Genomic DNA, 24,000 nt, shown 5'->3' on the forward strand with positions numbered 1-24,000 from the left:
CCCCCGCGGGGTGCACTGCCATCGTACGTGACCAACGCACGACGATGCCAGCGTATTCCTGCCGCACCGGCCGGCAGCCACCGGCGCGGTGCGCTCAGGCGCTCCGCTGACGGCGGCGGGCCGCCGAGATCGCCCGGTTCGTCTCCCTGGTGTCCTGCTTCTCCCGCAGCGTCTGCCGCTTGTCGTACTCCTTCTTGCCCTTCGCCAGCGCGATCTCGACCTTGACCCGGCCGTTGGTGAAGTACAGGGCGAGCGGCACGATCGTGTGCCCGGTCTCCTGGGACTTCGACTCCAGCTTGTCGATCTCGGCCCGGTGCATCAGCAGCTTGCGCTTGCGCTTGGCGGAGTGGTTGGTCCAGGTCCCCTGCACGTACTCCGGGACGTGGATGTTGTGCAGCCACGCCTCGCCGCCGTCGATCTGCACGAAGCCGTCGACCAGGGAGGCGCGGCCCATGCGCAGAGATTTGACCTCGGTCCCCATCAGTACGAGGCCGCACTCGTAGGTGTCGAGGATGGTGTAGTCGTGGCGCGCCTTCTTGTTCTGCGCGACCATCTTGCGCCCGGTGTCTTTTTCCTTAGCCATAGTGCGGCCATTTTCGCACTACGACCCACCCCCGAGGCCACTCAATACCGTCTCGGCCCGCTGCTGGGCCCGCGCGCTCACCGCGAGGTCCGGGGTGATGCCCCGGCCGTCGACACTGCGGCCCGCCGGAGTGCGGTAGTGCCCCACGGTCAGCTCGGCCACGGAACCTCCCGCGAGCCTGCTCGGCATCTGGACCGACCCCTTGCCGAAGGTCCGCGAGCCGACCGTGACCGCCCGCCCCCGGTCCTGCAGCGCGCCGGTCAGGAGCTCGGCCGCGCTCATGGTCCCGCCGTCGATGAGGACGACGACGGGGCGCTCGGTGTCGCCGCCCGCCTCGGCGTACAGGGCACGCTGCTCGCCGTGCACGTCGTACGTGGCGACCAGGCCGCCGTCCAGGAAGGCGGAGGCGGCGGTGACGGCCTCGGTGACCAGTCCGCCGGAGTTGCCGCGCAGATCCAGCAGCACACCGGCGTCCGCCGGCGCCTTCAGGACCGCGTCGCGGACCGCGGCGCCGGATCCCCTGGTGAACGAGTCGACCTCGATCAGCACAGCTGCGGAGGGATCGGAACGGTCCGGTCCGAGCCGCCGCACGGAGACGGTCTCGGTGGCCAGCCGGGCCCGCCGCAGCGTCTCGGTCCGGGTGACGGAACCCCGCTGGACGCCCAGCACGACGGTGCTCCCCACGGCCGCACCCTTGCGGTCGCCCCGCAGCAGAGCCACGACGTCGGAGACCGGGCGCCGGTCGACCCGGCCGCCGTCGACCGTGCGCAGCACGTCGCCCGCACGGATTCCGGCGCGTGCCGCGGGGCTGCCCGGCTGGACCCGGGCGACCGCGACCAGCCCGTCGGCGGAGCGTCTGGCGGCGATCCCGACGCCCGTGTACGAGCCGTCGAGGGCCTGCTCGAACTCCTCGTACTCCCGCTCGTCGTAGACCGCGCCCCAGCGGTCCCCGCTGCGGCTGACGGCCTCCTCGGCCGCCTCCGTACCGGACTTGCCGTCGGCCACGGCCTCGGCAGCCGCTTCGGCCACCGCGTCACGGTCGGCGGCCGAGGCGACGGACCGGGTCTCCACCTCGGTGCCCCGCCCGTCCCCGTGCGGCAGTGAGCCGGTCGCGGCGGCCGTGGCGAGCACACTCGCGAAGACCAACGTCAGGGCGGCCCCGCGGCGGAGACCGCGGGGCCCGACACGAAACCCGGGGCCCGACATGGCGCCGATTCTAGGACAACGCCCCACCGGCGCACGGCCCGTGGCCCGTGCGCCGGTGGGGCGCTTGTCACACCTTCAGGTACTTGCGGAGCGCGAAGAGAGCGGCGACCGCGGGCATCAGCAGCCCGATCGCCAGGACCAGCGGAAGCTTGGTGAGAACGGCCTCCCAGCCGATGAAATCGATCAGGTTCAGCTTGTCCTGGAGGGCGAGACCGCCGTCGATCAGGAAGTAGCGCCCGGCCAGCAGCATGACGCAGGCCAGCACGCCGCCGATGAGGCCGGCGAACGCGGCCTCCATGATGAACGGCATCTGGATGTAGAAGCCGGAGGCACCGACGAGCCGCATGATGCCCGTCTCCCGCCGACGGCTGAACGCGGACACCCGGACGGTGTTGACGATCAGCATCAGGGCAATGACGAGCATCAGCGCCATCACGAACAGCGCGGCGACGTTCATGCCGTTCATCAGGCCGAAGAGGTTGTCCAGGATGCTTCTCTGGTCCTGGACCGACTGCACGCCGTCACGCCCGGCGAAGGCCGTGGCGACGACCTTGTACTTCGTGGGGTCGTGCAGCTTGACGCGGAAGGACTCCGGCATCTGGTCCGGCGTGATGTTGCCCGCCATCGGGGAGTCGCCGAACTCCTCCTGGTAGTGCTTGTACGCCTCGTCGGACGACTCGTAGATCACCGTGTCGACGACGTCCATCTTCTTCAGATCGCTCTCGATCTGCTTCTTCTGCGGATCGGTGACCGCACCCTTGGCGCACTGGACCACCGTCTCGGCATCCCCCTTGCCGCAGAGGTAGATGGAGACGTTGACCTTGTCGTACCAGTAGTCCTTCATCGTGCTGACCTGCTCGCGCATGAGCAGCGCGCCACCGAACAGGGCGAGCGAGAGGGCGACGGAGACGACGACGGCGAAGGTCATCGTGAGGTTGCGACGGAGGCCGACGCCGATCTCCGACAGGACGAACTGGGCGCGCATGGCGTCCTTTCAGTGCTGGGTGCTCAGTGCTGGTAGCCGTAGACGCCGCGCGCCTGGTCGCGTACGAGACGGCCCTTCTCGAGCTCGATGACGCGTTTGCGCATCTGGTCGACGATGTTCTGGTCGTGGGTCGCCATGATCACGGTGGTGCCGGTCCGGTTGATCCGGTCCAGCAGCTTCATGATCCCGACCGAGGTCTGCGGGTCGAGGTTGCCGGTGGGCTCGTCCGCGATCAGCAGCATGGGCCGGTTGACGAAGGCCCGCGCGATCGCCACGCGCTGCTGCTCACCACCGGAGAGCTCGCCGGGCATCCGGTCCTCCTTGCCGCCGAGGCCGACGAGGTCGAGGACCTGCGGGACGGCCTTGCGGATCTCACCGCGCGGCTTGCCGATCACTTCCTGGGCGAACGCCACGTTCTCCGCGACGGTCTTGTTGGGAAGGAGGCGGAAGTCCTGGAACACCGTGCCCAGCTGGCGGCGCATGTGCGGCACCTTCCAGTTGGACATGCGCGCGAGGTCCTTGCCGAGGACGTGGACCATGCCCTGGCTGGCGCGCTCCTCGCGGAGGATGAGACGCATGAAGGTGGACTTGCCGGAGCCGGAGGAGCCCACCAGGAAGACGAACTCGCCCTTCTCGATATCGAGAGACACATCCCGTAGAGCGGGACGGCTCTGCTTCGGGTAGGTCTTGGAGACGTTGTCGAATCGGATCACGGATGCACCACGGTCGGCCGGGAGTAGGTGTGCGTGACCATACGCGAACCGGGCTCAGGCGTGCAGGCGCGCGTACCGGGATGGGTGATTTACGGTGAAACGGCAGCGGCCCGGGCTCCGCCGGAACGGGAAACCGAGCGGGTTCGGGACGTTCGGGACCGGAAGAGGGAGGGGGCCGGGAGCGGACCGGGTTCGGGCCACCGGCCAGAGGCGTACGGGGCGGTATCCGGTGGGCCGCGCCGAAATCCGTGCGAGCTGGCACAGTGGTAGGGGGAACGGTTGCGTTTCCGCGAGCGTTGTGCGGAGAGAAGGCTTGTGCGGCTCCGCCGCGCGGGAGGAGGAAAGCGCATGACCTATGACCGACTGGTGTGCGCGAACTGCGCGGCGCCCGTGAGCGAGGGGCGTTGTCCCGTATGCCGGGCGAGCCGCGAGCGACTGCAGCAGGAACAGGAGCAGGGATCGTTCGCGGGGCTCAGCCCGGCGATGCTGGTTGCCCTGCTGGTGGTGCTGCTGGCCGCGCTGGCACTGCTGGCGCACCAGACCGTTTAGCACACCCGCCGACCGGATCTGCCCGACGGCGATTCCGGCTCCTTCCAGGTCGGCAGAACGTTCGGTCTCGCACGCACCGATACACGCACAGGGGCCCCTGATACCGGTCGGTATCAGGGGCCCCTGCTTTGCGTACGTGTACGCGTACCGCTCCTGCCCGTCAGGCGGCGGTGCGGCCGTTCACCAGGCGCGGGAGGATCCGGAAGCCGATGCCTCCGGCGATCATCGTCGCGGCGCCGACCAGCAGGAACGTGGTCTCGGCGGCACCGGTCTCGGCGAGCTCGTCCTTGCCCTTGCCCTGCTCGACCGGCTGGTTGCCGACCGAGTCGGTGTCGGTGTTGTCGCTGTCGACGCACTCGGCACCGTCGAGGGAGACGGTGCAGGTGTCGGCGTCGCCGGTGGTGGAACCGGTGGAACCGGTGGAACCGGTGGAACCGCCGTCGGTCGTACCACCGGTGGCGGAACCGTTGGAGGTGCTGCCTTCAGAGCCCGAACCGTTCGAGGTGTTGCCCTCGGACGTACCGCCCTTCGAAGCACCACCCTCCGAGCCCGAACCGTTGGACGTGCTGCCCTCGGACGTACCGCCCTTCGAAGCACCACCCTCCGAGCCCGAACCGTTCGAGGTGCTGCCCTCGGACGTACCACCCTTCGAAGCACCACCCTCCGAGCCCGAACCGTTCGAGGTGCTGCCCTCGGAGGTGCCACCCTTCGAAGCACCACCCTCCGAGCCTTCCAGCGTGTTGCCCTCGGAGGTGCCACCCTTGGAAGCTCCACCTTCGGAGCCTTCCAGCGTGTTGCCCTCGGCAGCACCGCCCTCGGAGCCCTCCAGCGTGTTGCCCTCGGCAGCACCGCCCTCGGAGCCCTCCAGCGTGTTGCCCTCGGCAGCACCGCCCTCGGAGCCCTCCAGCGTGTTGGCTTCACCCTCGCCCAGCAGGCTCGTGGGCGCGCTGGTCTCAGGTGTACCGGTACCGACGGCCTGCGCCGCACCCGCGACGGTGAGGGCGGCGCCGGCGGCGATGACCGCACCCGCGGCTATCCGCGCAACGCGTACTCGCGTCTTCTTCGTCATGTGCTGCTACCCCCAGTAGCTTTTCTCGTCAATGGAGCAGCCATATGCGGGGCATGGCCCAGCGGGGTTTGCTCCGAACGCCGGCCCACGTCGTGCCGTGGCCATGCCGCCCGCCCCCGATCACACCCGTCCCAGACATACGCATGCTGCTCTAGCACCCTGTCCAGAGTTAAGGACTACGTCAAGGCCGTTCTGAGCAATGTGCACCGTTTTCAGCAGAGTTGACCGCCGTTCAGAACCACGACTGTGACTCACTCGCCATGTCGCCCACGCAACTCGCCCCACCAACTCCCCTTTCACCCGGACCGGTTTCACACCCCCCTCGGCCACCTTGCGGTCATACCCGGTTCATCCGAAAGGATCACGATCTGGGCATCCGACCGACCGCCCCGTCCCGAACCCGGTGAACCATGCAGAAGCGAACCGCCGCAATCTCCCTGACGCTCGCTGTCTCCGCCCTGATATCGACCGCGCTGCCGGCGCAGGCCCGGCCGGACTCCTCCGGCCACTACGCCACCAAGACGCCGTACGCGCCGCAGCAGAGCCTGCGGTCGTACCAGCAGGCCCCCAAGGGCTTCGTCCCCGTGTTCACCGAGAACGTCTCCCGCCACGGCTCCCGCGCGGCCTCGGACAGCGAGGACGGCGACCTGATCCTGGCGCTGTGGGAGAAGGCACGGAGCGAGAGGCAGCTCACGGCAGCCGGAAAGCGGTTCGGCGGGGAAACCAAGGCACTGCTGGCCGCCATGGACAAGATCGGCTACGGGCAGCTCAGCGGGCGCGGCGTGCGCGAGATCCAGGACACCGCCGTGCGGCTGGAGAAGCGGCTTCCCGGGCTCTTCAAGCAGATCGCCGCGGACTCCGGGAAGATCAACGTCACGAATTCCGGCAAGGACCGTGCAGTCGACAGCGGGAACCTGTTCGCCGAGGCCCTCGCCGAGAACGACCCGGCCCTGGCGCCGCTCATCACACCGGCCAGGACCGATGCCGACCTGCTCTACTTCCACAAGTCGGCCGGCGGTGCGGAGTACCGGGACTACATCGACAACGACGAGCGCCTCGCCGCCACCCTCGACGGGATCACCGACCAGCCGGCGTCGCACACCGCGGCCCGCAACGTGCTGAAGAAGATCTTCAAGCCGGCCTTCGTCAAGCGGATCTCGGCGGGCGAGTTCGACTCGACCGGCACCGAGGTGGAGGCCGCGCAGGCGGTCTACGCCCTCTACAGCATCGCCCCGGCCATGGCCGACGAGGGCGACTGGAACATGAAGCGCTACATCGCTCCGCGTGACGCGAAGTGGTTCGCCTACCTCAGCGACGCCGAGGACTTCTACGAGAAGGGGCCGGGCTTCGAGGACACCGACATCACGTACCGGATGGCGAACATCCTGCTCGACGACTTCTTCACGAAGATCGACGCCAAGCGGAACGGGACGAGCGACGCCGGCGCGGAGCTGCGCTTCACACACGCGGAGGAGATCATCCCGCTGGCCGCCCTCATGGGCCTGCCCGGCAGCACGAAGCCCGTGTCGGAGGCCCGGCCGTACACGTACGCCGACAACCCGTGGCGGGGCGAGTCGGTGGCCTCCATGGCCACGAACATCCAGTGGGACCTGTTCCGGAAGGGGAACAAGTACCTCGTGCGGATGCTCTACAACGAGAAGCAGACCGCGTTCAAGAAGGGCTGCGAGCCGGTGGCGAAGGGCAGCTACTTCTACGAGGTCGACGAACTGAGGCAGTGCCTCGGCCGCACCGCCTCCTGACCGCCAGGGCGGATACGCGAAGAGGGGCGCGGGAACAGTGGTTCCCGCGCCCCTCTTCGCGTATCCGCCCTGGCCGGGCCGGGCTACTTCACTACTTCTCGCTCTGCTTGCGCCAGCGGATTCCGGCCTCGATGAAGCCGTCGATCTCGCCGTTGAAGACCGCTTCGGGGTTGCCCATCTCGAACTCCGTACGCAGGTCCTTGACCATCTGGTACGGGTGCAGGACGTACGAACGCATCTGGTTGCCCCAGGAGTTTCCGCCGTCGCCCTTGAGCGCGTTCATCTTCGCCTGCTCCTCCTGGCGGCGGCGCTCAAGGAGCTTCGCCTGGAGGACGTTCATCGCGGACGCCTTGTTCTGGATCTGCGAGCGCTCGTTCTGGCAGGAGACGACGATGCCGGTCGGCAGGTGGGTCAGGCGCACCGCCGAGTCCGTGGTGTTGACGCCCTGGCCGCCGGGGCCGGAGGAGCGGTACACATCGACGCGGAGCTCGGACTCGTCGATCTCGACGTGGTCGGTCTGCTCGACCACGGGCAGCACCTCGACGCCCGCGAAGGACGTCTGGCGGCGGCCCTGGTTGTCGAACGGGGAGATCCGGACGAGCCGGTGCGTGCCCTGCTCGACGGAGAGCGTGCCGTAGGCGTACGGGACCTCGACGGCGAAGGTGGTCGACTTGATGCCGGCCTCTTCGGCGTAGGCGGTCTCGTAGACCTCGGTCTTGTAGTTGTGCCGCTCGGCCCAGCGGAGGTACATGCGCTGGAGCTTCTCGGCGAAGTCCGCGGCATCGACGCCACCGGCCTCGGCACGGATCGTGACCAGGGCCTCACGCGCGTCGTACTCGCCGGAGAGGAGCGTGCGGACCTCCATCTCGTCCAGCGCCTTGCGGACGGACTCCAGCTCGGACTCGGCCTCCGCGAGCGCGTCGGCGTCGCCCTCGTCCTCGGCGAGCTCGAAGAGCACTTCGAGGTCGTCGATCCGGCCGCGCAGGGCCTCCGTCTTGCGGACCTCGGCCTGGAGGTGCGAAAGCTTGCTGGTGATCTTCTGCGCCGCCTCCGGGTCGTCCCACAGGGACGGAGCGGCAGCCTGCTCCTCGAGCACGGCGATGTCACCCCTCAGCGCATCCAGGTCCAGGACGGCCTCGATCGACCCCATGGTCGAGGAGAGGGACTTAAGCTCTTCGGAAATATCGACGACTGCCACGGGTCCAGCGTAACGGCTGTCGGCGCGGGCGTTCCTCGGACGGCATGATCACGACCGCGTCCGGGCGGGCACACCGCTCCCGGACCCCGTCGTACGGGGCCCGGGAACGACGCGGCAGCGCCTTCGGGGCGCGTGCCCCCTTCCCTCCCTAGCCGCCCGGGAGGACGTCCGGGACCAGGACCGAAGGCCCGAAGGCGTCCGCCGCCGCGATGTATCCGTTCTGCGTGAGATTCACATGATCACCGGCGTCGAAGTCGGCCGGTGCCGCGCCGTTGCCGAGGAGCAGCGGGGGCGGAAGGTGCTGGGCTACGACTCGCACGGCTGGCCCCGGGCCTCCTCACCGGTCGTCCCGGCCGGTGAGGGCAAGCTTCAGGGCACGTACCTCACGCAGAACCAGTACAACCCGACGGGCACCCTGCATTCGTATACGGACACCGCGGCGGGATACCTGCCGCAGGAGACCTTCACCTACGACTACGACACGTTCGGCCGTCGGAAGAGCGTCGGCTCCGGATCGCTGCCGGCGGGGCTCACGTATACAGTCCGACGAGCCGCAGCAGTTCACGTACGGAACGTCCGGCAACCTCGCGCAGCAGACCCTCGTGTACGAGGGGCAGACGCACCGCCTGAAGTCGTCCTTCACGGTCACCGCGTCGGGGGCGAAGGCGAGTGACCACACCTCGTACGCGTACCAGCCGTCGGGCAACGTCACCAAGATCGCCGATGTGCTGGGCGACGGACAGACCGACACCCAGCGCTTCGACTGCCACTGGGCGCAGCATCCGCGCACAGCATGGACGGCGACGAACGACTGCGCGGCCCGGCCGGCGGCCGGTGCGGCATCGGCACACCGTACGGCTCCGGCTCCGGCTCCGGCTCCGGCTCCGGCTCCGGCCGGATCATCACGGACGGGCCGGTCGATCCGGGGGGCACGAACCGCACGACCTGCCACAAGGGCCGGTGCTCCGACGGCCTCGCGGTCGGCAACGACAACGGCGACCGGGGCCACATCGGCAACACGACGCAGAACGTGCAGGCCGAGGCGGCGCAGGAGGTGAAGACGGCGAGCGCCGTCGCCGCGGCGGCCAGCTCCCAGGTCAAGGCCATGGAATCGGCCGCAGCCGCGTGCACGAAGCACAGCTTCAAGGGCGATACGCCAGCCCTGCTGGCGGACGGCACGACGAAACCCATCGCGGACCTGAGACCCGACGACAAGGTCACCTCCACGGACCCGCAGACGGAGGTCACGGCTGCCGAGACTGGGAGATGGTTGGCGTACGTCGTGAAGCGGATGCCGTCGTAGCAGTTCTGGAGCATGTCGGCTTCGCCTGCCATGAGGAGGCAAGGAGCTTCTTGGGCGATTATCTCGACCTGAAGATCGACCACCTTCCGGCCCTCGCTATCACCCGAGAAAAGATCTCGAGCTGGACGCATTTCGACCCGTCTCCCGTATGCACTACCCGTGATGCGGACGTGGCTCGCCGATGTACAGAGGTAGCCGGCACCGCCCTGTTCCCGATTGGAGTGGACAGCTTCCATTTGACCGCATATTCGGGAAGTGACGGAAAGTTCTACGCAGGGTTCGATTCATCGGTCTATCAATATGGGGAAGATCGCAATGCGATGTTCTCGATAATGAAGGCTGGAGTCCGACCGATCCCATTGGGCAAGTGGACGCTTCAGTGAGAACTGATGCACCGCCACCTATCCGAAATCGGGTCCATTTGAATTCACCCCCCTCTCGGCTGAGGATTCAAAATACCTAAAAAGCACGCACGAGCCCTCATCGACAGTGATGTCGATGAGGGCTCCGACGTATCACCGAGCGAGAAGCTTGCCGCCGCACTGGACCAATCGAGGAAGCGGCGACAGCAGCGTCCCTGACTGCGCTCGCCTTCCTGACGGTTCGGCCAGTGGGTGAGCTGTTCAGAGTCTCTTTACCTGATCAAGGCGGCCCGCTGGCGACGGTTGCCGACCACTCGGCGCGCAGAGCCCGGGAGCCTATGCCGGATCACCGGTCGAAAGCCCCGGTCCGACCGCTCAGCAGACTCGCCGGGCGCCTGAGAGGCCGCCCGGGGGGCTCGCGCCGTCCCGGACGCCCATGCTTGCTGCCTGGCCGGGGGCCGTGACGATGGAGATAACTGGGCTGATGCCGGTGCGGGGTTGAGCGATACGCACGTGGCGGTTGGTCGGTCGGCGCGCCCGCCGTCGTGGCTGACTTTCTGTGGCAGAGGCCAGAACCCCCACAGCGATGGGCACGGTACGCACGTGAGGGCCCGTCGCTGCCGGGGCTGACGAGTGCGGGGAGCCTCGATCGGCTGCGCGCGGCAGGGACGGGAGTCGGGTGGGTCAGCGCGGTGCGGCGCCTGGGCGAGCGGGGCTGGTCACATCTGCCGCCAGGCCCGCCAGGGCCGGGTGATGATCTCCCGGTAAGTGTGGTGGGACGGGTTCTGGCCGCAGTGCCGCAGCACCCAGTTCTGCGGTTCGGCGAAGTCCTCGCTCGTCGGCGAGGTCTCTCCGTCCACCGCGCACTGCATCGCGTACTGGACCGGCTCCGCATCCGGCTCGCGGTCGGGCTGGAGAGTCCAGGTCTCGTAGCGCAGGACCGAGCGAGGGGTCACCGTCCCCACCTCCGGTTCGCCACGGCCACCTTGGCGTTCAGCTCCTCGGCTGAGGTCGGCGTACGTACGTCCTCGGGCGGCACGTCCCACTCCCGGCCACCGCGCGGTGGCCGAAGCTGCACGTACGGCCCCACATGCCCCATCACCACGCCCACCTTGCCGTTCCGTCGGTCGACCACCAGGGCGCCGACATCGGGCGAGACGGTGTGCCCGTCGGTATCAGGGGGTGGGGGCCGTCATCGTGACCACCCCGGCGAGGCGGCGCGCGACCGGGAGTCCAGTCGCAGGGCGGGAACACATGGGGTGGCGCTCATTCGCGCGGTGACGCTCCTCGACGGCGTTGATGCGTGTTCCTGGGCCTGTTGGTGCCGCAGGGTCGGCACCGATCCTCACGCCGGTCACCGGGACAAAGGAACCTCCACCAAACCCCATTACGGGACGTCCCGCACCGTGTAGAACGTCCCTGGTGCCGTCCTGGGACGAAGGGAGAGACTCGTGCCGAACGAGAGACTACGAGCCGTCATGGCGGCGGGAGGCTGGACGTACGTCGCCCTCGCTCAGCACGTCGAGGTCGACCCCAAGTCGGTCGAGCGCTGGGTGAACCTCGGGCGTATCCCACGTCGTGCCACCGCCCTCCAGGCGGCCAAGGCCGTGGGAGAAGACGTGCACGCACTCTGGCCGGCGCTCCGCCAGGCCCGCCCCGCCCGCGCCATCAGCCCCGAACTGGTCGCGCTCTACCAGCAGCGGGCCGACCTCCCCGTCTCGACGTTCACCGACCTGATGGCCCAGGCCCGGGAACGGATCGACACACCCTGCCAGGCACAGCCGTCCGCGAAGTCAAGGAAGAGACCGGCCTCGACGTCGAGATCACCGGCCTGGTCGGCACCTACACCGACCCGAAACACGTCATCGCCTACACCGACGGCGAGGTCCGCCGCCAGTTCAACGTCTGCTTCACCGCCCGCATCACCGGCGGCCAACTGGAGATCTCCGACGAATCCACCGAACTCCGGTTCGTACCGCCCGAAGAGATCAATCAGTTGCCGATGCACCACACCCAACGACTCAGGCTCCAGCACTTCCTGAAGCAGCGCGAGAAGCCGTACCTGGGCTGAACCGCCTGACGGCATCATGCTGACGACAACCGGACCGAGCCGTCGAGGACGTGGAACTCGGCGCCGAGCTGCCCGTCGTCACCGACCCCGGGACTGGGAAACCAGGCTCCGCGATGTCGCCGGCACCATCGTCACCGAGGACGACAGGTCCTTACCGCCCCGCCGGCGCCGAGTTCTTCGTGTCCTGCGGGGTCGCTCCCGCGTCGTCGCCGCTCAGGGCCACATAGCCGCCCACGCCGACCGCCGCGACCAGGACCAGGGCCGCCGCGCCCAGGGTGAGGCGGCGTTTGCGGATGGCGGCCGACTTGTTGCGGGCCGAGCCGGGGCGGGGTTTGCCCGGGGCGCGGGGAGCGCGGGCTGTGCCGCGGGGGCCGCCGGAGAGTTCGTCGGGGGCCGGGACGCGCATGCTCGTGTGGGTGTCCCGGTTGGAGTCGGGGGACGAGCCGGGGACCAGCGGGACCGCGCCTCGGCGGCGGGGCTCCTCGGCTGCGGGGGTGTACTGCTGCTCGTCGTAGGTCCGGCCGGGCGGCTCGGACTCTGATTCGTCGTCCGGTTCGTCCACGTCCAGCGGCGGTATGCCCGCCAGGTGCGGGAGTTGCTCGCGGAGGCGTGCCGCCAGTTCGGAGGCGCGCAGCCGGGAGGCCGGGGCCTTGGCGAGGCACTGGACCAGCAGTTGCCAGAGCTCGTCGGGGATACCGGGCAGCGGGACGACGGTCTCGGTGACGTGGCGGCGCAGGACGGCGCCGGGGTGGCCGCCGCCGAACGGCGTGAAGCCGGCGAGGAGTTCGTACAGAACGGTCGCCAGGGCGTAGATGTCGACGGCGGCGCGCGGCGGGAGGCCTTCCACGATCTCGGGGGCCAGGTAGTCCGGCGTCCCGATGATCTTGGTGGCCTTGGTGCGGCGCGGGGTGTCGATCAGCTTGGCCACACCGAAGTCGGTGAGCAGCGCGGGGTGGGAGTTGCCGGGGCCGAGCGGGCCCTCCATGTCGAGCAGGATGTTCTCCGGCTTGACGTCGCGGTGGACCACACCGGCGGCGTGTGCCGCCGCGAGGCCGTCGGCGACGTCGGCGACTATCGCTACGGCGGCCTCGGGGGCCAGTCTGCGTTCGCGGTCGAGCCGGGTACGCAGATCCGTGCCGCGGACCAGGTCCATGACCAGGGCCAGGTCGTTGCCGTCCACCACGAGATCGCGGACGGCGACGACGTGCGGATGGTCGAGCTTGAGCAACGCGGCGCGTTCCTGGACGAAGCGGCCCACCAACTCCTGGTCGGACGCCAGGTCCTCGCGGAGAAGCTTGATGGCGACGGGCCCGTCGGGGCCGTCGCCGAGCCACACTGTGCCCGCGCTGCCGCGCCCCAGAATCTGGTGGGCGGTGTACCGGCTGCCGATATTCCGTGCCAAGACTGCTCCCTCAGCGGCTGGCGATGGACCGTCGCACAACAACCCCCGATCGACAAAGTTACGCGGCGATCGGGGGGTTGCGTGCCCTGGATGGCGCCAACCTTCACTTCTGCGGGCGAATTGCCTCGGAATTGGCCCGCGGAAGTCGATATAGCTACAGAGTCCGGTCGACACCCGAGTGTCCGGGCCCAGGTATCCGGGCCCCGGGTGCCCACGTGTCCGGCTCTCCGGTTCGGTTCGTTCGGTTCGTTCGTTCAGTACGTTGGCCGGTCAGCCGTTCTGTCAGGTTCCGCTGTCACCGCTGTCGCCGCCGAGCTTGGAGATCCAGCCGGTGACGGTGTCGACGGCGTCGGTGATCGCCTGCCAGTAGCTCTGCCCCTGGCCGATCCAGTCCTTCAGCGGGGTGAGTTCCCAGATCAGCCAGCTCGCGACGACGAGCAGCACCAGCGTGAACAGGCAGCCCTTCAGGCAGCCGAGGCCGGGGATCTTCATCGGGTTCGCGCTGCGCTGCCTCGGCTCGCGGGGCGCGCGCTGGGCCGGCTGCTGGGGCTGTTGGGGCTGCTGCGGCGGCGCGTACTGCTGGCGCTGTTGCTGCGGCTGGTACTGCTGCTGGGGCTGGGGCTGGTACTGCCGCTGTTGCGGCTGCTGCCGGTACTGCGGTTGCTGCTGTTGCGGGGGGTACTGCTGCTGGTGGCGCTGCTGTTGCTGCGGCTGCTGGCGCTGGGGGCGGCGGCGCAGCGGGTCCTGGCTCGGGTCGAGGTACTGGACCTGCGTCTGCTCGTTGCGGTCGCGGGCGGCCTGGAGCTGGGACTGCCACGGGTGCGGCCCGTCGGGCTGCGGGGTCCCCTCGGGGCGCGGCGGGACGGGCGGCATGACCGCGGTCGGGTCGGCGTGACCTCCGCCGGGGCCCGCGTTGTGCTGCATGACGCTGGTGGCCGCGTTGGGGTCGTACGAGCCCGCGTTGCTCGGCAGCACCTGCGTGGGGTCGGCAGCTCCCGGCGTCTCCGGGACCGCGGTGGGCGCCGGGTCGGGCGCGAGCAGGGCGCCCACCCCGTCTGCTGCCGCGATCTGCGCGGAGGTCGCGTGCACGCCGATACCGGCGGCGACCGTACGCAGCGCACGGGCGAGGTTCTCGGCGCTCGGCCGACGGTCCGGGTCCTTGCTCAGGCAGCGCTCGATCACCGTCCACAGCGGGGCGGGAACGGTGCTGGGGCGGCGGGGCTCCTCGCTGAGGTGCCGGTGCAGGACTTCGAGGGCAGTACCTCCGGCGAACGGCGGCCGGCCGGTCACCAGCTCGTACAGCAGGATGCCGGCGCCGTAGATGTCGACGGCGGAGGTCTGCGGGCGGCCCTCGGCCGACTCGGGCGCCACATAGGCCGGCGTCCCGACGAACTCGTGGGTCCGGGTCAGGCCCGGGGAGTCCGCGAGGCGGGCGATACCGAAGTCGGTGAGCATCGGATGCATCTGGCCGTCGCGCTCGTCGAGCAGCACGTTGGCGGGCTTCAGGTCGCGGTGGACGACGCCGTCGGCATGGCTGGCGGCGAGCGCGTCCGCGATCTGCGCGGTGAGCAGCGAGGCGGCGACCGGAGTGAGCGGGCCGTTGTCGCGGAGGTAGCGGTGCAGGTCGGGGCCGTCGACCAGGTCCATGACGAGGGCGAGGAGATCGCCCTCCACCACCAGGTCGCGGGTGCGCACGATGTTGTCGTGCCTCAGCCGCAGCAGGACGGAGCGCTCGCGCAGGAACCGCATCACGACGTCCGCGTCGTTGGCGAGCTCCTCCTTGAGGACCTTGATCGCCACGGTCTCGCCGGGCTGCCCGGCGACGGCCGCCTCGGCGCCCGCGGTCTCTCGCTGGCGGGCACGCCAGACGGTGCCCGTGGCGCCGCGTCCCAGCGGCTCCTCGAGCAGGTACTTGCTGCCTACCGGCCGCACGTCATGCGCTCCCTGCTGATCGTGGTGCTTGCGGTCCCCCGGATCCGTCCCGAGTTCCGGCCCACTCTAGTGGGGTGGCCGGAGTGGGCGGCCGGGTCGGGCAGGTTACCTTTTTGTCGACATTCGCTGTAATTCCCCGAAGGAGTGAGGTCTGCCCGCCTCCCGGCGCACCGGCTGCGGAGGAAGACGCTCACCCCGGGCCGATGGTTGCCACGACGAAGTCCGAGCGAACGGTTCCGCAGCGCGCCGGGATCACCCCGCGAACGATTCCGGACCGAAACCGGCCGCGCTCCGCGAACGATTCCGGACCGAAACCGGCCGCGCTCCGCGAACGATTCCGGACCGAAACCGGCCGTGCACCGGGCACGGCCCCGGGCCGGGGGACGGGGTCACTCCGAGTGCGGCTGCGGGCCCGGGCCGGGATCACTCCGAGTGCGGCCCGGACCTCTTGCGAGCACCCCGGGGAACCGGCCAAGCAGGCACTTTTGGGCGCACAGCAGACGTTTCAAGATCACTTAGCGGTGACCCCCGGGCGTGTTGTCGGTGGCAGATGCGAGGATGCCTCCAGCACAGAACTGTGGGGTCAGGAGCCCTGCGGTACGTGACGAACCTGTACCGGACGACGCGTCCGTGCCGGGTGGGGGGAATCACAAGGCGTCTCCCCTGCCGGCACCGCGCGCAGAAGGGACCGCTGACGGCGATGCAGATCCGGCTGACCGTCCTCGCGCCGCGCAGCGGCCAGACCCCGGCGCGCGCCTGCGATGTGCTGGTCACCGCCCCCGCAGGAACGGCGCTGGCCGCGGTGGCGTCCCATCTCGCTGCCGCCGTCTCCGGGCCCGACGGGTCCCTCGGCAGCGGCGCGGTGGTGCTGTACGCCGGGCGCGAACGGCTCGACGCGCAGCGGTGCGCGCTCGGTGAGCCGCCCCTGGTCGACGGGGCGGTGCTCTCGCTCCAGATCCCGGGCGAGGACGAGACGCCGGACGACTCCGTCCCGGCCCAGTTGCACGTGATCGCGGGGCCCGACGCGGGCGGCGTCCACCTGCTGCACGGCGGGCAGATCCGGATCGGCCGCTCGGCCGACGCCGACGTCCCGCTCGACGACCCCGATGTGTCCCGGCTGCACTGCGCGGTGACCGTCGCCGCGGACGGCCGGGTCTCCGTCGCCGACCTCGGTTCCACCAACGGCACCTCGCTGGACGGCACGCACGTCCGTGACCGCCCGGTCCGGCTGAACCCAGGCGCGCTGCTCCGGCTCGGCGAATCGACGCTCCGGCTCACCTCCGGCGCGCGGACACCGACGCTGGAGACGGCGCCGGACGGCGAGGGCCACCTACGCGTTGCCGCGACCCCGGCCGCGACCCCCACACCCCCGGACCACGGCTACGGACCGGCGCACGACGGGCCGGAGGAACACGACGGCCCGGACGCCGCCCATGAGCACGAGCGCTCGGCCGGCCCCGACGGGCGGTCCCCGGCGCGGCCGCGCTCGGGCTCCGCACGGACCGGCCGGGTGCCGGACGACGGGGCGCCCCGTCGCGGCGGCCTGGGCGCCTGGGCCCGCCGGCTCGCGGGCGGCAAGGGCGATCCGGTCCACGAGAGCGTGCCCGACGAGGCCGGCCCGCCGGCTCCCCCCGTGACATTCACGGCACTGCCCAGCGCCCCCGAGGGCACCTGGCCGGATCCGGCCTCCGTCCTGCTGACCGCGCTCGGCCCGGGACCCCGGCTGTGGGAGCGCGACACCGCGCACCCGGAGGCGCTGGTGGTCCGGCTGGGCACCACCGAGCGGGCCGATCTGCCCGCCGTGCCGGTGACGGTGGGGCTGCGGGAGGCCGGTTCGCTGGGTCTCGCCGGGCCGCGGGAACGGCTGGCGGGGCTCGCCCGCTCCGCCGTGGCCCAGCTGGCCGCGCTGCACTCCCCCGCCGATCTGGAGATCGTGCTGATCAGCACGGACCGGGCACGCGGCGCGGACGAGCGGCGACGCGCATGGGCCTGGCTCGGCTGGCTGCCGCATCTGCGGCCGATGCACGGCCAGGACTGCCGGCTGCTGCTGGCGTACGACCGCGAGCAGGCGGTCGCCCGGACGACGGAGCTGGTGCGCCGTCTGGACGAGGGCCCGCTCGGACCCGGCTGGGCAAGCGTCGATCCCGGTACGGTCGCCGAGGCCGCCCGGCACTACGAGGGCCCCTTCACCGTGGTGGTCGTCGACGGCGACCCCGGTTCCGCGGTGCTGCGCGAGAACACCGCCCGGCTGGCCGCTGCCGGTGCGGCGGCGGGCATCCATCTGATCTGTCTGGCGGAGACCCCGGCCGCCACTCCCACCTCGCCGGTCGCCGCGACGTACGAGACGGCCTGCCATGCCTCGATCGCCTTCCGTGAATGCGGGGCCGTTGCCATGCTCAGCGGTGATGTGGCGACGGCCATACGGGTCCTGCGCACCGCGGGCGGCCGGGCCGCCGGTCACGGCACGGTGGCCACGGTGGACGCGGTGTCGGCGCACTGGGCGGAGAGATTCGCGCGGGCGCTGGCCCCGCTGCGCGCCGAGGGTTCGACCGCCCTGCCGGGCCACCGCGCGGCGGTGGCGCTCCCGCCGTCCGCCCGCCTCCTGGACGAGCTGGGCCTGGCCCGCGCCACCCCGGCCTCGCTGATGGCCCGCTGGGCGTCGGCGGCGGACGAGCAGCCGGGCGCGACGGTCCGGGGCGCGGGGAGCTGGACGGGCGGTGCGGGAGCGGCGGCCGACGACACCCGTGGATCGGCCCGCACCACCGCCCCGGGCACCCCGGCTCCCCGCGTGGGAGCCCAGCGCACCCCCGCCGACCCACCGCACGCCGGCGCACCGCGCGACACGGACGACAGCAGCCGCACCCGGAGTTCGAGCCGCACGCCGTATCCCGACAACACCGGCTCGGGCTCGGGCCGCACCCCGTATCCCAGCAACACCGGCTCCGCCCGCACCCCGTACCCCCGCGGCAACGACACCCACGCGGGTGTGCCGCGCCACACACCGGCCCGCGGTGGCGCGTACGACAGCACGGGCTCGGGCCGCACGCCGTACCCGGGCACGACGGACGACCGCAGCTCCGGCCGCACCCCGTATCCCGACAACACCGGCACCCGCTCGGGCCGCACCCCATACCCCGAATACCCCGACAACACCGGCTCGCGCTCGGGCCGCACGCCGTATCCCGGCACCTCCGACAGCCCCGGATCAGGGCGCACCCCTTATCCCCGCGTCGGTGGGCGGCGTGGCGACGGGGGGCTCGGGGATACCCCGAGTTCCCGCACCCTGCCTGGCTCCGACACCCGTTCCTGGGGCGGGGCCGGAGACGTGACGGGCGCCGACAGTCTGCGTACCGCCGGATCCGGACGCTCCTCGAACCGGGTCAGCGGGCCGCGCCAGGGCGACGCGCCCCAGGTCGCCGCGCGCGGCGCCGAGTCCGGGCGGACCCCCGCGCCCGATCCCCGGCCGGCCGCCGAGTCCGTGGGTGTCCCAGCCGGGGCCGCACGGGCTTCCGGGGCTGCCGGGCGGCCCGTCCTGGTGCTCGGGGCCGGGCCCCGGGGGCCGGTGAGTGTGGACCTCTCCGAGGAGGGACCGCACCTGCTCATCGAGGGGCCGGGCGGCAGTGGGCGTACCGAGCTGCTGAGGGCGGTCGCGGCTTCGCTGGCCGCCGCCGACCGGCCCGACCGGCTCGGCATCCTGCTGGTCGACGGGGCGGGCGGCGAGCGCGGCGAGAGCCTGCGCCCCTGCACCGAACTTCCGCACGCCTTCACACACTTGGTGGCATCCGATCCGGTACGGATGCGGGAGTTCGCCCAGGCGCTCGGCAGTGAGGTGAAACGACGGGCAGAGCTGCTGGGCGGCCTCGGCTTCGTCGAGTGGCACAGCCGGCACGGGGTGGCGCAGCGGCCGGGCGGGCAGCGGCCCTCCGGCCCGGCCGAGCAACGCGGTGATGTCGAGTCCGCGATGAGCGGCACACTTAGGCTGCGGACCACTTCGGCGCCGACGACGGACCCGGGGCCTTCACCGCTGCCCAGGCTCGTCGTGCTCGTCGACGACTTCGACGCGCTGATAGCCCCGGCACTGGGCAGTCCGGGTCGGCCGGCCGCGGGTTCGGTCGTACGAGCGCTGGAGGCGGTGGCCAGGGACGGCGGCCGGCTCGGCATCCATCTGGTCGCCACGTCCGCCCGCCCGGACCGCACGGAGGACACCGAACTGGCCCACGGGGCGCGGCTGCGCGTCGTGCTCGATCCGCCCGTGGTGCCGCCGTCACCGGACGAACCGGCGCCGGGCCGTGGGCGGCTGGGCCATCCCGACGGACGGGTGACGCCGTTCCAGGGCGGCCGGGTGACCGGTCGTATCCCGCGTACGGCGACGTTGCGGCCCACGGTCGTACCGCTGGAGTGGGAACGGATGGGCGATCCGCCGACCCGTCGACCGGTCCGCGAGCTGGGCAACGGGCCGACGGACCTGGCGCTTCTGGCCAGTGCGCTGGAGCGGGCAGCCCGTTCGGTGAACGCCGAGCCGCTGCCCCCGCTGCCGCCCGCGCACTCTTGACGGTCGGCCGCACCCCCTCCCCACGCCCGCGCACCCCGAACAACCGGCCGCACCACCTCGCCCACCCACACGCTCCTGAACAACCGGCCACCGCCACCGCTGCCCCCGTGCACCCACGCACCCAAGCACCCACGCACCCACGAGCCCGCACACCCGCGAGCGGCGGTGGGCCCCACCGGGCGGGCCCATGCGGCGGGCCCACCTGCCGGACCCACCGTGGGCCCACTGTCCCCAATAGCCTCATACCTGCGCTGACCTCACGTCACGAGCCCATCACGATCGCGGAGTTGGGCCCTCTGGCGGTATTGCGGCGCCCGGATCCCCGGCGTAGGACTGTGCGCACAGGACGATGTGATGAATGACCGGCACCATCGGAAATCCGGCCGGTGCCGGTCCGTGCACGCGCACAGAAGAGACGGGGCAGGGATGCGCACAACAGTTCGGATTCGAAGGGCCGCCTTGGTGTTCACCGCCATCGGCGCGCTGGCCCTCACCGGCTGCGGCGACGACGGTGACGGCGGAAAGGACACGAAGGACAAGGGAGGCTCGTCCAAGGGAACCGGGACCGAGCCGAGCGTCGTTTTACCGAAACTGGACGGCGAGAAGATCTCGGTCGCCGCGGTCTGGACCGGACCCGAGCAGGCCAACTTCGTCAAGGTGCTCAAGGAGTTCGAGAAGCGCACCGGCGCGACGGTGACGTTCGTCCCGGCGCAGGACCCGATCGTGAACTTCCTCGGCACGAAGATCGCGGGCGGCCAGCCGCCGGACGTCGCGATGATTCCGCAGGTCGGCGCCATCAAGCAGGCCGTCGAGAAGAAGTGGGCCAAGCCGGTCGGCAACGAGGCCAAGGCCCAGCTCGGGCAGAACTACTCCCAGGTCTGGCAGGACCTCGGGCAGGTGGACGGCACCCAGTACGGCGTGTACTTCAAGGCCGCCAACAAGTCCCTGATCTGGTACAACGCCAAGGCCTTCGAGAACGCGGGCGCCTCCGAGGCGAAGACCTGGAAGGACTTCCTCGCGACCGCGGAGACGGTGTCCGCCTCCGGCGTCACCCCGGTCTCGGTCGCCGGCGCGGACGGCTGGACGCTCACCGACTGGTTCGAGAACATCTACCTCTCCCAGGCGGGACCGGAGAAGTACGACCAGCTGGCCCAGCACAAGATCAAGTGGACGGACCCGTCCGTCAAGGACGCGCTGACCACGCTGGCGCAGCTCTTCGGCAAGCCCTCCCTGATCGCCGGCGGCGCCGACGGCGCGCTGCAGACGGAGTTCCCCACCTCGGTCACCCAGACCTTCACCGGCGGTGACCAGCCCAAGGGCGCCATGGTCTTCGAGGGCGACTTCGTCGGCGTCAACATCGCGCAGACCAAGGCCAAGATCGGTACGGACGCCAAGGTCTTCCCCTTCCCCGCGGTCGGCGCCGAGTCGCCCGTGGTGACCGGTGGCGACGCGGCGGTGGCCCTCAAGGACGGGAAGGGTGCCCAGGCCCTGCTGACCTGGCTGGCCTCCACCGACGCCGCGAAGATCTGGGCCGAGCAGGGCGGGTTCATCTCGCCGAACAAGTCCCTGGACGCCGCCGCGTACCCCAACGAGGTGCAGCGCACGATGGCCGAGGCACTGATCGGGGCCGGTGACGCCGTCCGGTTCGACATGTCCGACCAGGCTCCGCAGTCGTTCGGCGGTACGCCCGGAAAGGGCGAGTGGAAGACGCTCCAGGACTTCCTGAAGAACCCGAAGGACATCGCGGGGACCCAGGCGAAACTGGAGTCCGACGCGGCCAAGGCGTACAAGAGCTGACGCGATGACGACAGCCGCAGCGGGGGGCGCCGACGAGGCGCTCCCCGCCGACAAGCGACCATCCGGCGAGGCATCTTCGGTGCCGGCCGGCAAGCAACCACCCGGCGAGACGTCCTCCGTACCCGCCGACGGACAACCACCCGCCACGGCATCCTCCGTACCCGCCCCCAGGACGCCCGCGCCCGGGGAGCCGGAGGCGCCCGCGCCCACGGAGCCCGGGGAGCCGACGCCCGGGAAGTCGCCCGGCCGCAGAGTGCCCGGCCGCAGGAGCGTGACCGGCACCCGCCGGGTCATCGCGGCGCTCTTCCTGCTGCCCACGCTGGTGCTGCTCGGCGCGCTCGTGGTGTATCCGATCGTGTACTCCGTCTACCGGTCGTTCCTCGACCAGGCGGGCACCGGATTCGCCGGTTTCGACAACTACAAGGCGCTGTTCACGGACGACACCATCCGTACGGCGGTCAAGAACAACGCGATCTGGGTGGTCTTCGCACCGACGGTCGCCACCGTGCTCGGGCTGATCTTCGCGGTGCTGACGGAACGGATCCGCTGGGGCACGGCGTTCAAACTGATCGTCTTCATGCCGATGGCGATCTCGATGCTCGCCGCCGGCATCATCTTCCGGCTGGTGTACGACCAGGCGCCCGAGCGCGGAGTCGCCAACGCCGTATGGGTGGGCGTGCACGACACGTTCGCCGAATCGGCGGGCTTCCCCAAGGCGCATCCGCTGCCCGTTCATCCGCTGAAGGCCGCGGGCGGCGGTTCCTTCGTGACGAAGGTGCCGGTACGGGCCGGAGAGCCGGTCCAGCTGCCCCTGGTCGGTGTGCTGCCCGCGAAGATGCCCGCCGACGCGAAGCCGGCCCGCGCCCCGCGGACAAGCGGGGACGGGAGGATCACCGGCACCGCCTGGCTCGACTTCACCAAGGGCGGCGGGGGCAGGCCCAACGTCATCGACGCCAAGGAGCTCGGGCTCAAGGGCATCAAGGTCGAGGCCGTCAAGGACGGCAAGGTGGTCGCCTCCGCCACGGCGGGCGCCGACGGGGTGTTCACCCTGCCCGCCTCGGCGGACGGCGCCGAACTCCGGCTCCCGGCCTCCAACTTCAAGGAGCCCTACAACGGGGTGGAGTGGCTCGGTCCGTCGTTCGTGACACCCGCCGTCATCGGGAGTTACGTCTGGATGTGGGCGGGCTTCGCCATGGTGCTGATCGCGGCCGGCCTGGCGGGCCTGCCGCGTGAACTCCTGGAAGCGGCCCGGGTGGACGGGGCCAACGAGTGGCAGGTCTTCCGCCGGATCACGGTGCCGATGCTGGCCCCGGTCCTCGCGGTGGTGCTGGTGACCCTGATGATCAACGTCCTGAAGGTCTTCGACCTGGTCTTCATCATCGCGCCCGGCTCCTCCCAGGACGACGCGAACGTGCTGGCGCTCCAGCTCTACCGGTCCTCGTTCGGCACGGACGCGGATCTGGGGATCGGCAGCGCCATCGCCGTGCTCCTGCTGTTGCTGGTGGTGCCGGTGATGCTCTTCAACATCAGGCGGATACGGAAGGAGGGGCGCCGATGACGACACCCTCGACCACGGCCGCCCCCGCCGGACCGGGCGATGCCCCGGCCGCCGGCGCGGTGAAGGCGGTGCGGCCCCTCGGCGCACGGATCGCGGCCCGGGCGGGCGGCGGTGTGATGCGGGTCGTCCTGGTCCTGGTGGCTCTGTTCTGGCTGATGCCGACCGTCGGACTGTTCCTGTCCTCGCTGCGCGGCGCGGACAGGATCGCGGCGACCGGCTGGTGGAAGATCTTCACCGTCCCCTCCGAGCTGACCTTCGACAACTACTCACGGCTGCTGGACAACCCGACGTTCACCGATTCGCTGCTCAGCACGGTCCTGATCACCGTGCCGTCGACGGTCCTGGTCGTGGTGATCGGCTCGCTCGCCGGATACGCCTTCGCCTGGATGGAGTTCCCGGGCCGCGACTGGTGGTTCCTGGTGGTCGTGGGGCTGCTCGTGGTGCCGGTGCAGGTCGCCCTGATCCCGGTCTCCAAGCTCTTCGGGGCCGTCGGGATCTTCGAGACGACCTTCGGCGTGATCATCTTCCATACGGCCTTCGGCCTGCCGTTCGCGATCTTCCTGCTGCGCAACTTCTTCGCCGAGATCCCACGGGAGCTCCTGGAGGCGGCGCGGCTCGACGGGGCGGGCGAGATCCGGCTCTTCACCCGGGTGGTGATGCCGCTGGGCGGACCGGCGATCGCCTCGCTCGGGATCTTCCAGTTCCTCTGGGTGTGGAACGACATGCTGGTCGCGCTGATCTTCGCGGGGTCCGACTCCCCGCCGATCACAGTGGCGCTCCAGCAGCAGGTACGGCAGTTCGGCAACAACATCGACGTGCTGGCGCCCGGCGCCTTCATGTCGATGGTGATTCCGCTCGCGGTGTTCTTCGCCTTCCAGCGCCAGTTCGTCTCCGGCGTGATGGCGGGCGCGGTCAAGTAACCGCACCACCCGCCACGTCCGCACCGGCACGACGGCGGAC

20 protein-coding genes and 1 pseudogene are annotated in these 24,000 nt (G+C 70.6%); 9 read left to right on the plus strand and 12 right to left on the minus strand.

The features are described 5' to 3' along the window. Positions 1-94: 94 nt before the first annotated feature. The 4 genes from smpB to ftsE form a co-directional block, all read right to left on the minus strand. Positions 95-583, minus strand: a complete 489-nt coding sequence (gene smpB / locus ACZ4LX_RS15530) for an SsrA-binding protein SmpB (protein WP_219569826.1) — start codon at positions 581-583, stop codon at positions 95-97. 18 nt (positions 584-601) lie between these two features. Next, complete coding sequence (locus tag ACZ4LX_RS15535) at positions 602-1,789, minus strand: S41 family peptidase (RefSeq protein WP_467644085.1); 1,188 nt, start codon at positions 1,787-1,789, stop codon at positions 602-604. A gap of 67 nt (positions 1,790-1,856) precedes the next feature. Further along, entirely contained in the window at positions 1,857-2,774 is a 918-nt protein-coding gene (ftsX, locus tag ACZ4LX_RS15540) for a permease-like cell division protein FtsX (RefSeq protein ID WP_467644088.1), read from the minus strand. Positions 2,775-2,797: 23 nt separating this feature from the next. Then, positions 2,798-3,487, minus strand: coding sequence for a cell division ATP-binding protein FtsE (ftsE, locus tag ACZ4LX_RS15545; RefSeq protein ID WP_148018939.1), 690 nt, complete (start codon positions 3,485-3,487; stop codon positions 2,798-2,800). Between the two features lie 348 nt (positions 3,488-3,835). Here ftsE and ACZ4LX_RS15550 point away from each other — a divergent pair, with 348 nt between their 5' ends. Beyond that, positions 3,836-4,036 carry a hypothetical protein gene (locus ACZ4LX_RS15550; protein WP_467644091.1) on the plus strand — a complete coding sequence of 67 codons (201 nt, stop codon included), beginning with the start codon at positions 3,836-3,838 and terminating at the stop codon, positions 4,034-4,036. Between the two features lie 160 nt (positions 4,037-4,196). Here the strand turns inward: ACZ4LX_RS15550 and ACZ4LX_RS15555 are convergent, their stop codons facing one another. After that, a complete protein-coding gene (locus ACZ4LX_RS15555) occupies positions 4,197-5,105 on the minus strand; it encodes a hypothetical protein (RefSeq protein WP_467644093.1) in 909 nt (302 codons plus the stop codon). Between the two features lie 410 nt (positions 5,106-5,515). Between ACZ4LX_RS15555 and ACZ4LX_RS15560 the strand changes: the two genes are divergently transcribed. Beyond that, on the plus strand, positions 5,516-6,865 hold the full coding sequence (locus tag ACZ4LX_RS15560; RefSeq protein ID WP_467644096.1) for a histidine-type phosphatase: 1,350 nt from the start codon (positions 5,516-5,518) through the stop codon (positions 6,863-6,865). Between the two features lie 91 nt (positions 6,866-6,956). Here ACZ4LX_RS15560 and prfB read toward each other — a convergent pair whose 3' ends face one another. From prfB to ACZ4LX_RS15575, 3 genes are all read right to left on the minus strand, one after another. Further along, complete coding sequence (gene prfB / locus ACZ4LX_RS15565; protein ID WP_363068075.1) at positions 6,957-8,063, minus strand: peptide chain release factor 2; 1,107 nt, start codon at positions 8,061-8,063, stop codon at positions 6,957-6,959. A 148-nt stretch (positions 8,064-8,211) separates the two neighbouring features. Beyond that, positions 8,212-8,382 carry a hypothetical protein gene (locus ACZ4LX_RS15570; protein ID WP_467644099.1) on the minus strand — a complete coding sequence of 57 codons (171 nt, stop codon included), beginning with the start codon at positions 8,380-8,382 and terminating at the stop codon, positions 8,212-8,214. Positions 8,383-8,593: 211 nt separating this feature from the next. Further along, on the minus strand, positions 8,594-8,833 hold the full coding sequence (locus ACZ4LX_RS15575; protein ID WP_467644100.1) for a hypothetical protein: 240 nt from the start codon (positions 8,831-8,833) through the stop codon (positions 8,594-8,596). A 23-nt stretch (positions 8,834-8,856) separates the two neighbouring features. Between ACZ4LX_RS15575 and ACZ4LX_RS15580 the strand changes: the two genes are divergently transcribed. Both ACZ4LX_RS15580 and ACZ4LX_RS15585 read left to right on the plus strand, forming a co-directional pair. After that, positions 8,857-9,366, plus strand: coding sequence for a Hint domain-containing protein (locus tag ACZ4LX_RS15580; protein WP_467644103.1), 510 nt, complete (start codon positions 8,857-8,859; stop codon positions 9,364-9,366). Next, positions 9,330-9,749, plus strand: coding sequence for an SUKH-3 domain-containing protein (locus ACZ4LX_RS15585; protein ID WP_467644106.1), 420 nt, complete (start codon positions 9,330-9,332; stop codon positions 9,747-9,749). The genes ACZ4LX_RS15580 and ACZ4LX_RS15585 overlap by 37 nt, the downstream gene beginning before the upstream one ends. Positions 9,750-10,447: 698 nt before the next feature. Here ACZ4LX_RS15585 and ACZ4LX_RS15590 read toward each other — a convergent pair. Together ACZ4LX_RS15590 and ACZ4LX_RS15595 are read right to left on the minus strand one after the other, a co-directional pair. Continuing rightward, positions 10,448-10,693 carry a DUF7848 domain-containing protein gene (locus tag ACZ4LX_RS15590; RefSeq protein ID WP_030349497.1) on the minus strand — a complete coding sequence of 82 codons (246 nt, stop codon included), beginning with the start codon at positions 10,691-10,693 and terminating at the stop codon, positions 10,448-10,450. Beyond that, positions 10,681-10,933: pseudogene (locus ACZ4LX_RS15595) on the minus strand (hypothetical protein). Before ACZ4LX_RS15595 ends, ACZ4LX_RS15590 begins: the two are co-directional and overlap by 13 nt. A 425-nt stretch (positions 10,934-11,358) precedes the next feature. On the opposite strand from ACZ4LX_RS15595, the gene ACZ4LX_RS15600 reads away from it, so the two are divergent. Continuing rightward, positions 11,359-11,799, plus strand: a complete 441-nt coding sequence (locus tag ACZ4LX_RS15600; protein ID WP_467644218.1) for an NUDIX hydrolase — start codon at positions 11,359-11,361, stop codon at positions 11,797-11,799. Between the two features lie 151 nt (positions 11,800-11,950). On the opposite strand, the gene ACZ4LX_RS15605 is transcribed toward ACZ4LX_RS15600, so the two are convergent. Both ACZ4LX_RS15605 and ACZ4LX_RS15610 read right to left on the minus strand, forming a co-directional pair. Next, positions 11,951-13,201, minus strand: coding sequence for a serine/threonine-protein kinase (locus ACZ4LX_RS15605; RefSeq protein ID WP_467644110.1), 1,251 nt, complete (start codon positions 13,199-13,201; stop codon positions 11,951-11,953). Between the two features lie 282 nt (positions 13,202-13,483). Beyond that, the gene (locus tag ACZ4LX_RS15610) at positions 13,484-15,133 is read right to left on the minus strand and encodes a serine/threonine-protein kinase (protein ID WP_467644113.1); all 1,650 of its coding nucleotides are present in this window, start codon (positions 15,131-15,133) and stop codon (positions 13,484-13,486) included. Positions 15,134-15,833: 700 nt separating this feature from the next. On the opposite strand from ACZ4LX_RS15610, the gene ACZ4LX_RS15615 reads away from it, so the two are divergent. The 4 genes from ACZ4LX_RS15615 (at position 15,834) to ACZ4LX_RS15630 (ending at position 23,960) form a co-directional block, all read left to right on the plus strand. After that, entirely contained in the window at positions 15,834-19,685 is a 3,852-nt protein-coding gene (locus tag ACZ4LX_RS15615; RefSeq protein ID WP_467644115.1) for an FtsK/SpoIIIE domain-containing protein, read from the plus strand. Between the two features lie 426 nt (positions 19,686-20,111). Continuing rightward, positions 20,112-21,482 (plus strand): ABC transporter substrate-binding protein, encoded by a 1,371-nt coding sequence (locus ACZ4LX_RS15620; protein ID WP_467644118.1) that lies wholly within the window; start codon positions 20,112-20,114, stop codon positions 21,480-21,482. Between the two features lie 271 nt (positions 21,483-21,753). Next, on the plus strand, positions 21,754-23,040 hold the full coding sequence (locus tag ACZ4LX_RS15625) for a carbohydrate ABC transporter permease (RefSeq protein WP_467644221.1): 1,287 nt from the start codon (positions 21,754-21,756) through the stop codon (positions 23,038-23,040). Further along, positions 23,037-23,960, plus strand: a complete 924-nt coding sequence (locus ACZ4LX_RS15630; RefSeq protein WP_467644120.1) for a carbohydrate ABC transporter permease — start codon at positions 23,037-23,039, stop codon at positions 23,958-23,960. The genes ACZ4LX_RS15625 and ACZ4LX_RS15630 overlap by 4 nt, the downstream gene beginning before the upstream one ends. Positions 23,961-24,000 lie beyond the last annotated feature (40 nt).

The sequence above is a fragment of the Streptomyces sp. NPDC026062 genome (assembly GCF_055568375.1).

Bases quoted from the DNA above. Each gene is read 5' to 3' on its own strand.
- smpB (WP_219569826.1), bottom strand. From the start codon at position 583: ATGGCTAAGGAAAAAGACACCGGGCGCAAGATGGTCGCGCAGAACAAG.
- ACZ4LX_RS15535 (WP_467644085.1), bottom strand. From the start codon at position 1,789: ATGTCGGGCCCCGGGTTTCGTGTCGGGCCCCGCGGTCTCCGCCGCGGG.
- ftsX (WP_467644088.1), bottom strand. From the start codon at position 2,774: ATGCGCGCCCAGTTCGTCCTGTCGGAGATCGGCGTCGGCCTCCGTCGC.
- ACZ4LX_RS15550 (WP_467644091.1), top strand. From the start codon at position 3,836: ATGACCTATGACCGACTGGTGTGCGCGAACTGCGCGGCGCCCGTGAGC.
- ACZ4LX_RS15555 (WP_467644093.1), bottom strand. From the start codon at position 5,105: ATGACGAAGAAGACGCGAGTACGCGTTGCGCGGATAGCCGCGGGTGCG.
- ACZ4LX_RS15560 (WP_467644096.1), top strand. From the start codon at position 5,516: ATGCAGAAGCGAACCGCCGCAATCTCCCTGACGCTCGCTGTCTCCGCC.
- ACZ4LX_RS15580 (WP_467644103.1), top strand. From the start codon at position 8,857: ATGGACGGCGACGAACGACTGCGCGGCCCGGCCGGCGGCCGGTGCGGC.
- ACZ4LX_RS15585 (WP_467644106.1), top strand. From the start codon at position 9,330: ATGGTTGGCGTACGTCGTGAAGCGGATGCCGTCGTAGCAGTTCTGGAG.
- ACZ4LX_RS15615 (WP_467644115.1), top strand. From the start codon at position 15,834: ATGCAGATCCGGCTGACCGTCCTCGCGCCGCGCAGCGGCCAGACCCCG.
- ACZ4LX_RS15620 (WP_467644118.1), top strand. From the start codon at position 20,112: ATGCGCACAACAGTTCGGATTCGAAGGGCCGCCTTGGTGTTCACCGCC.
- ACZ4LX_RS15630 (WP_467644120.1), top strand. From the start codon at position 23,037: ATGACGACACCCTCGACCACGGCCGCCCCCGCCGGACCGGGCGATGCC.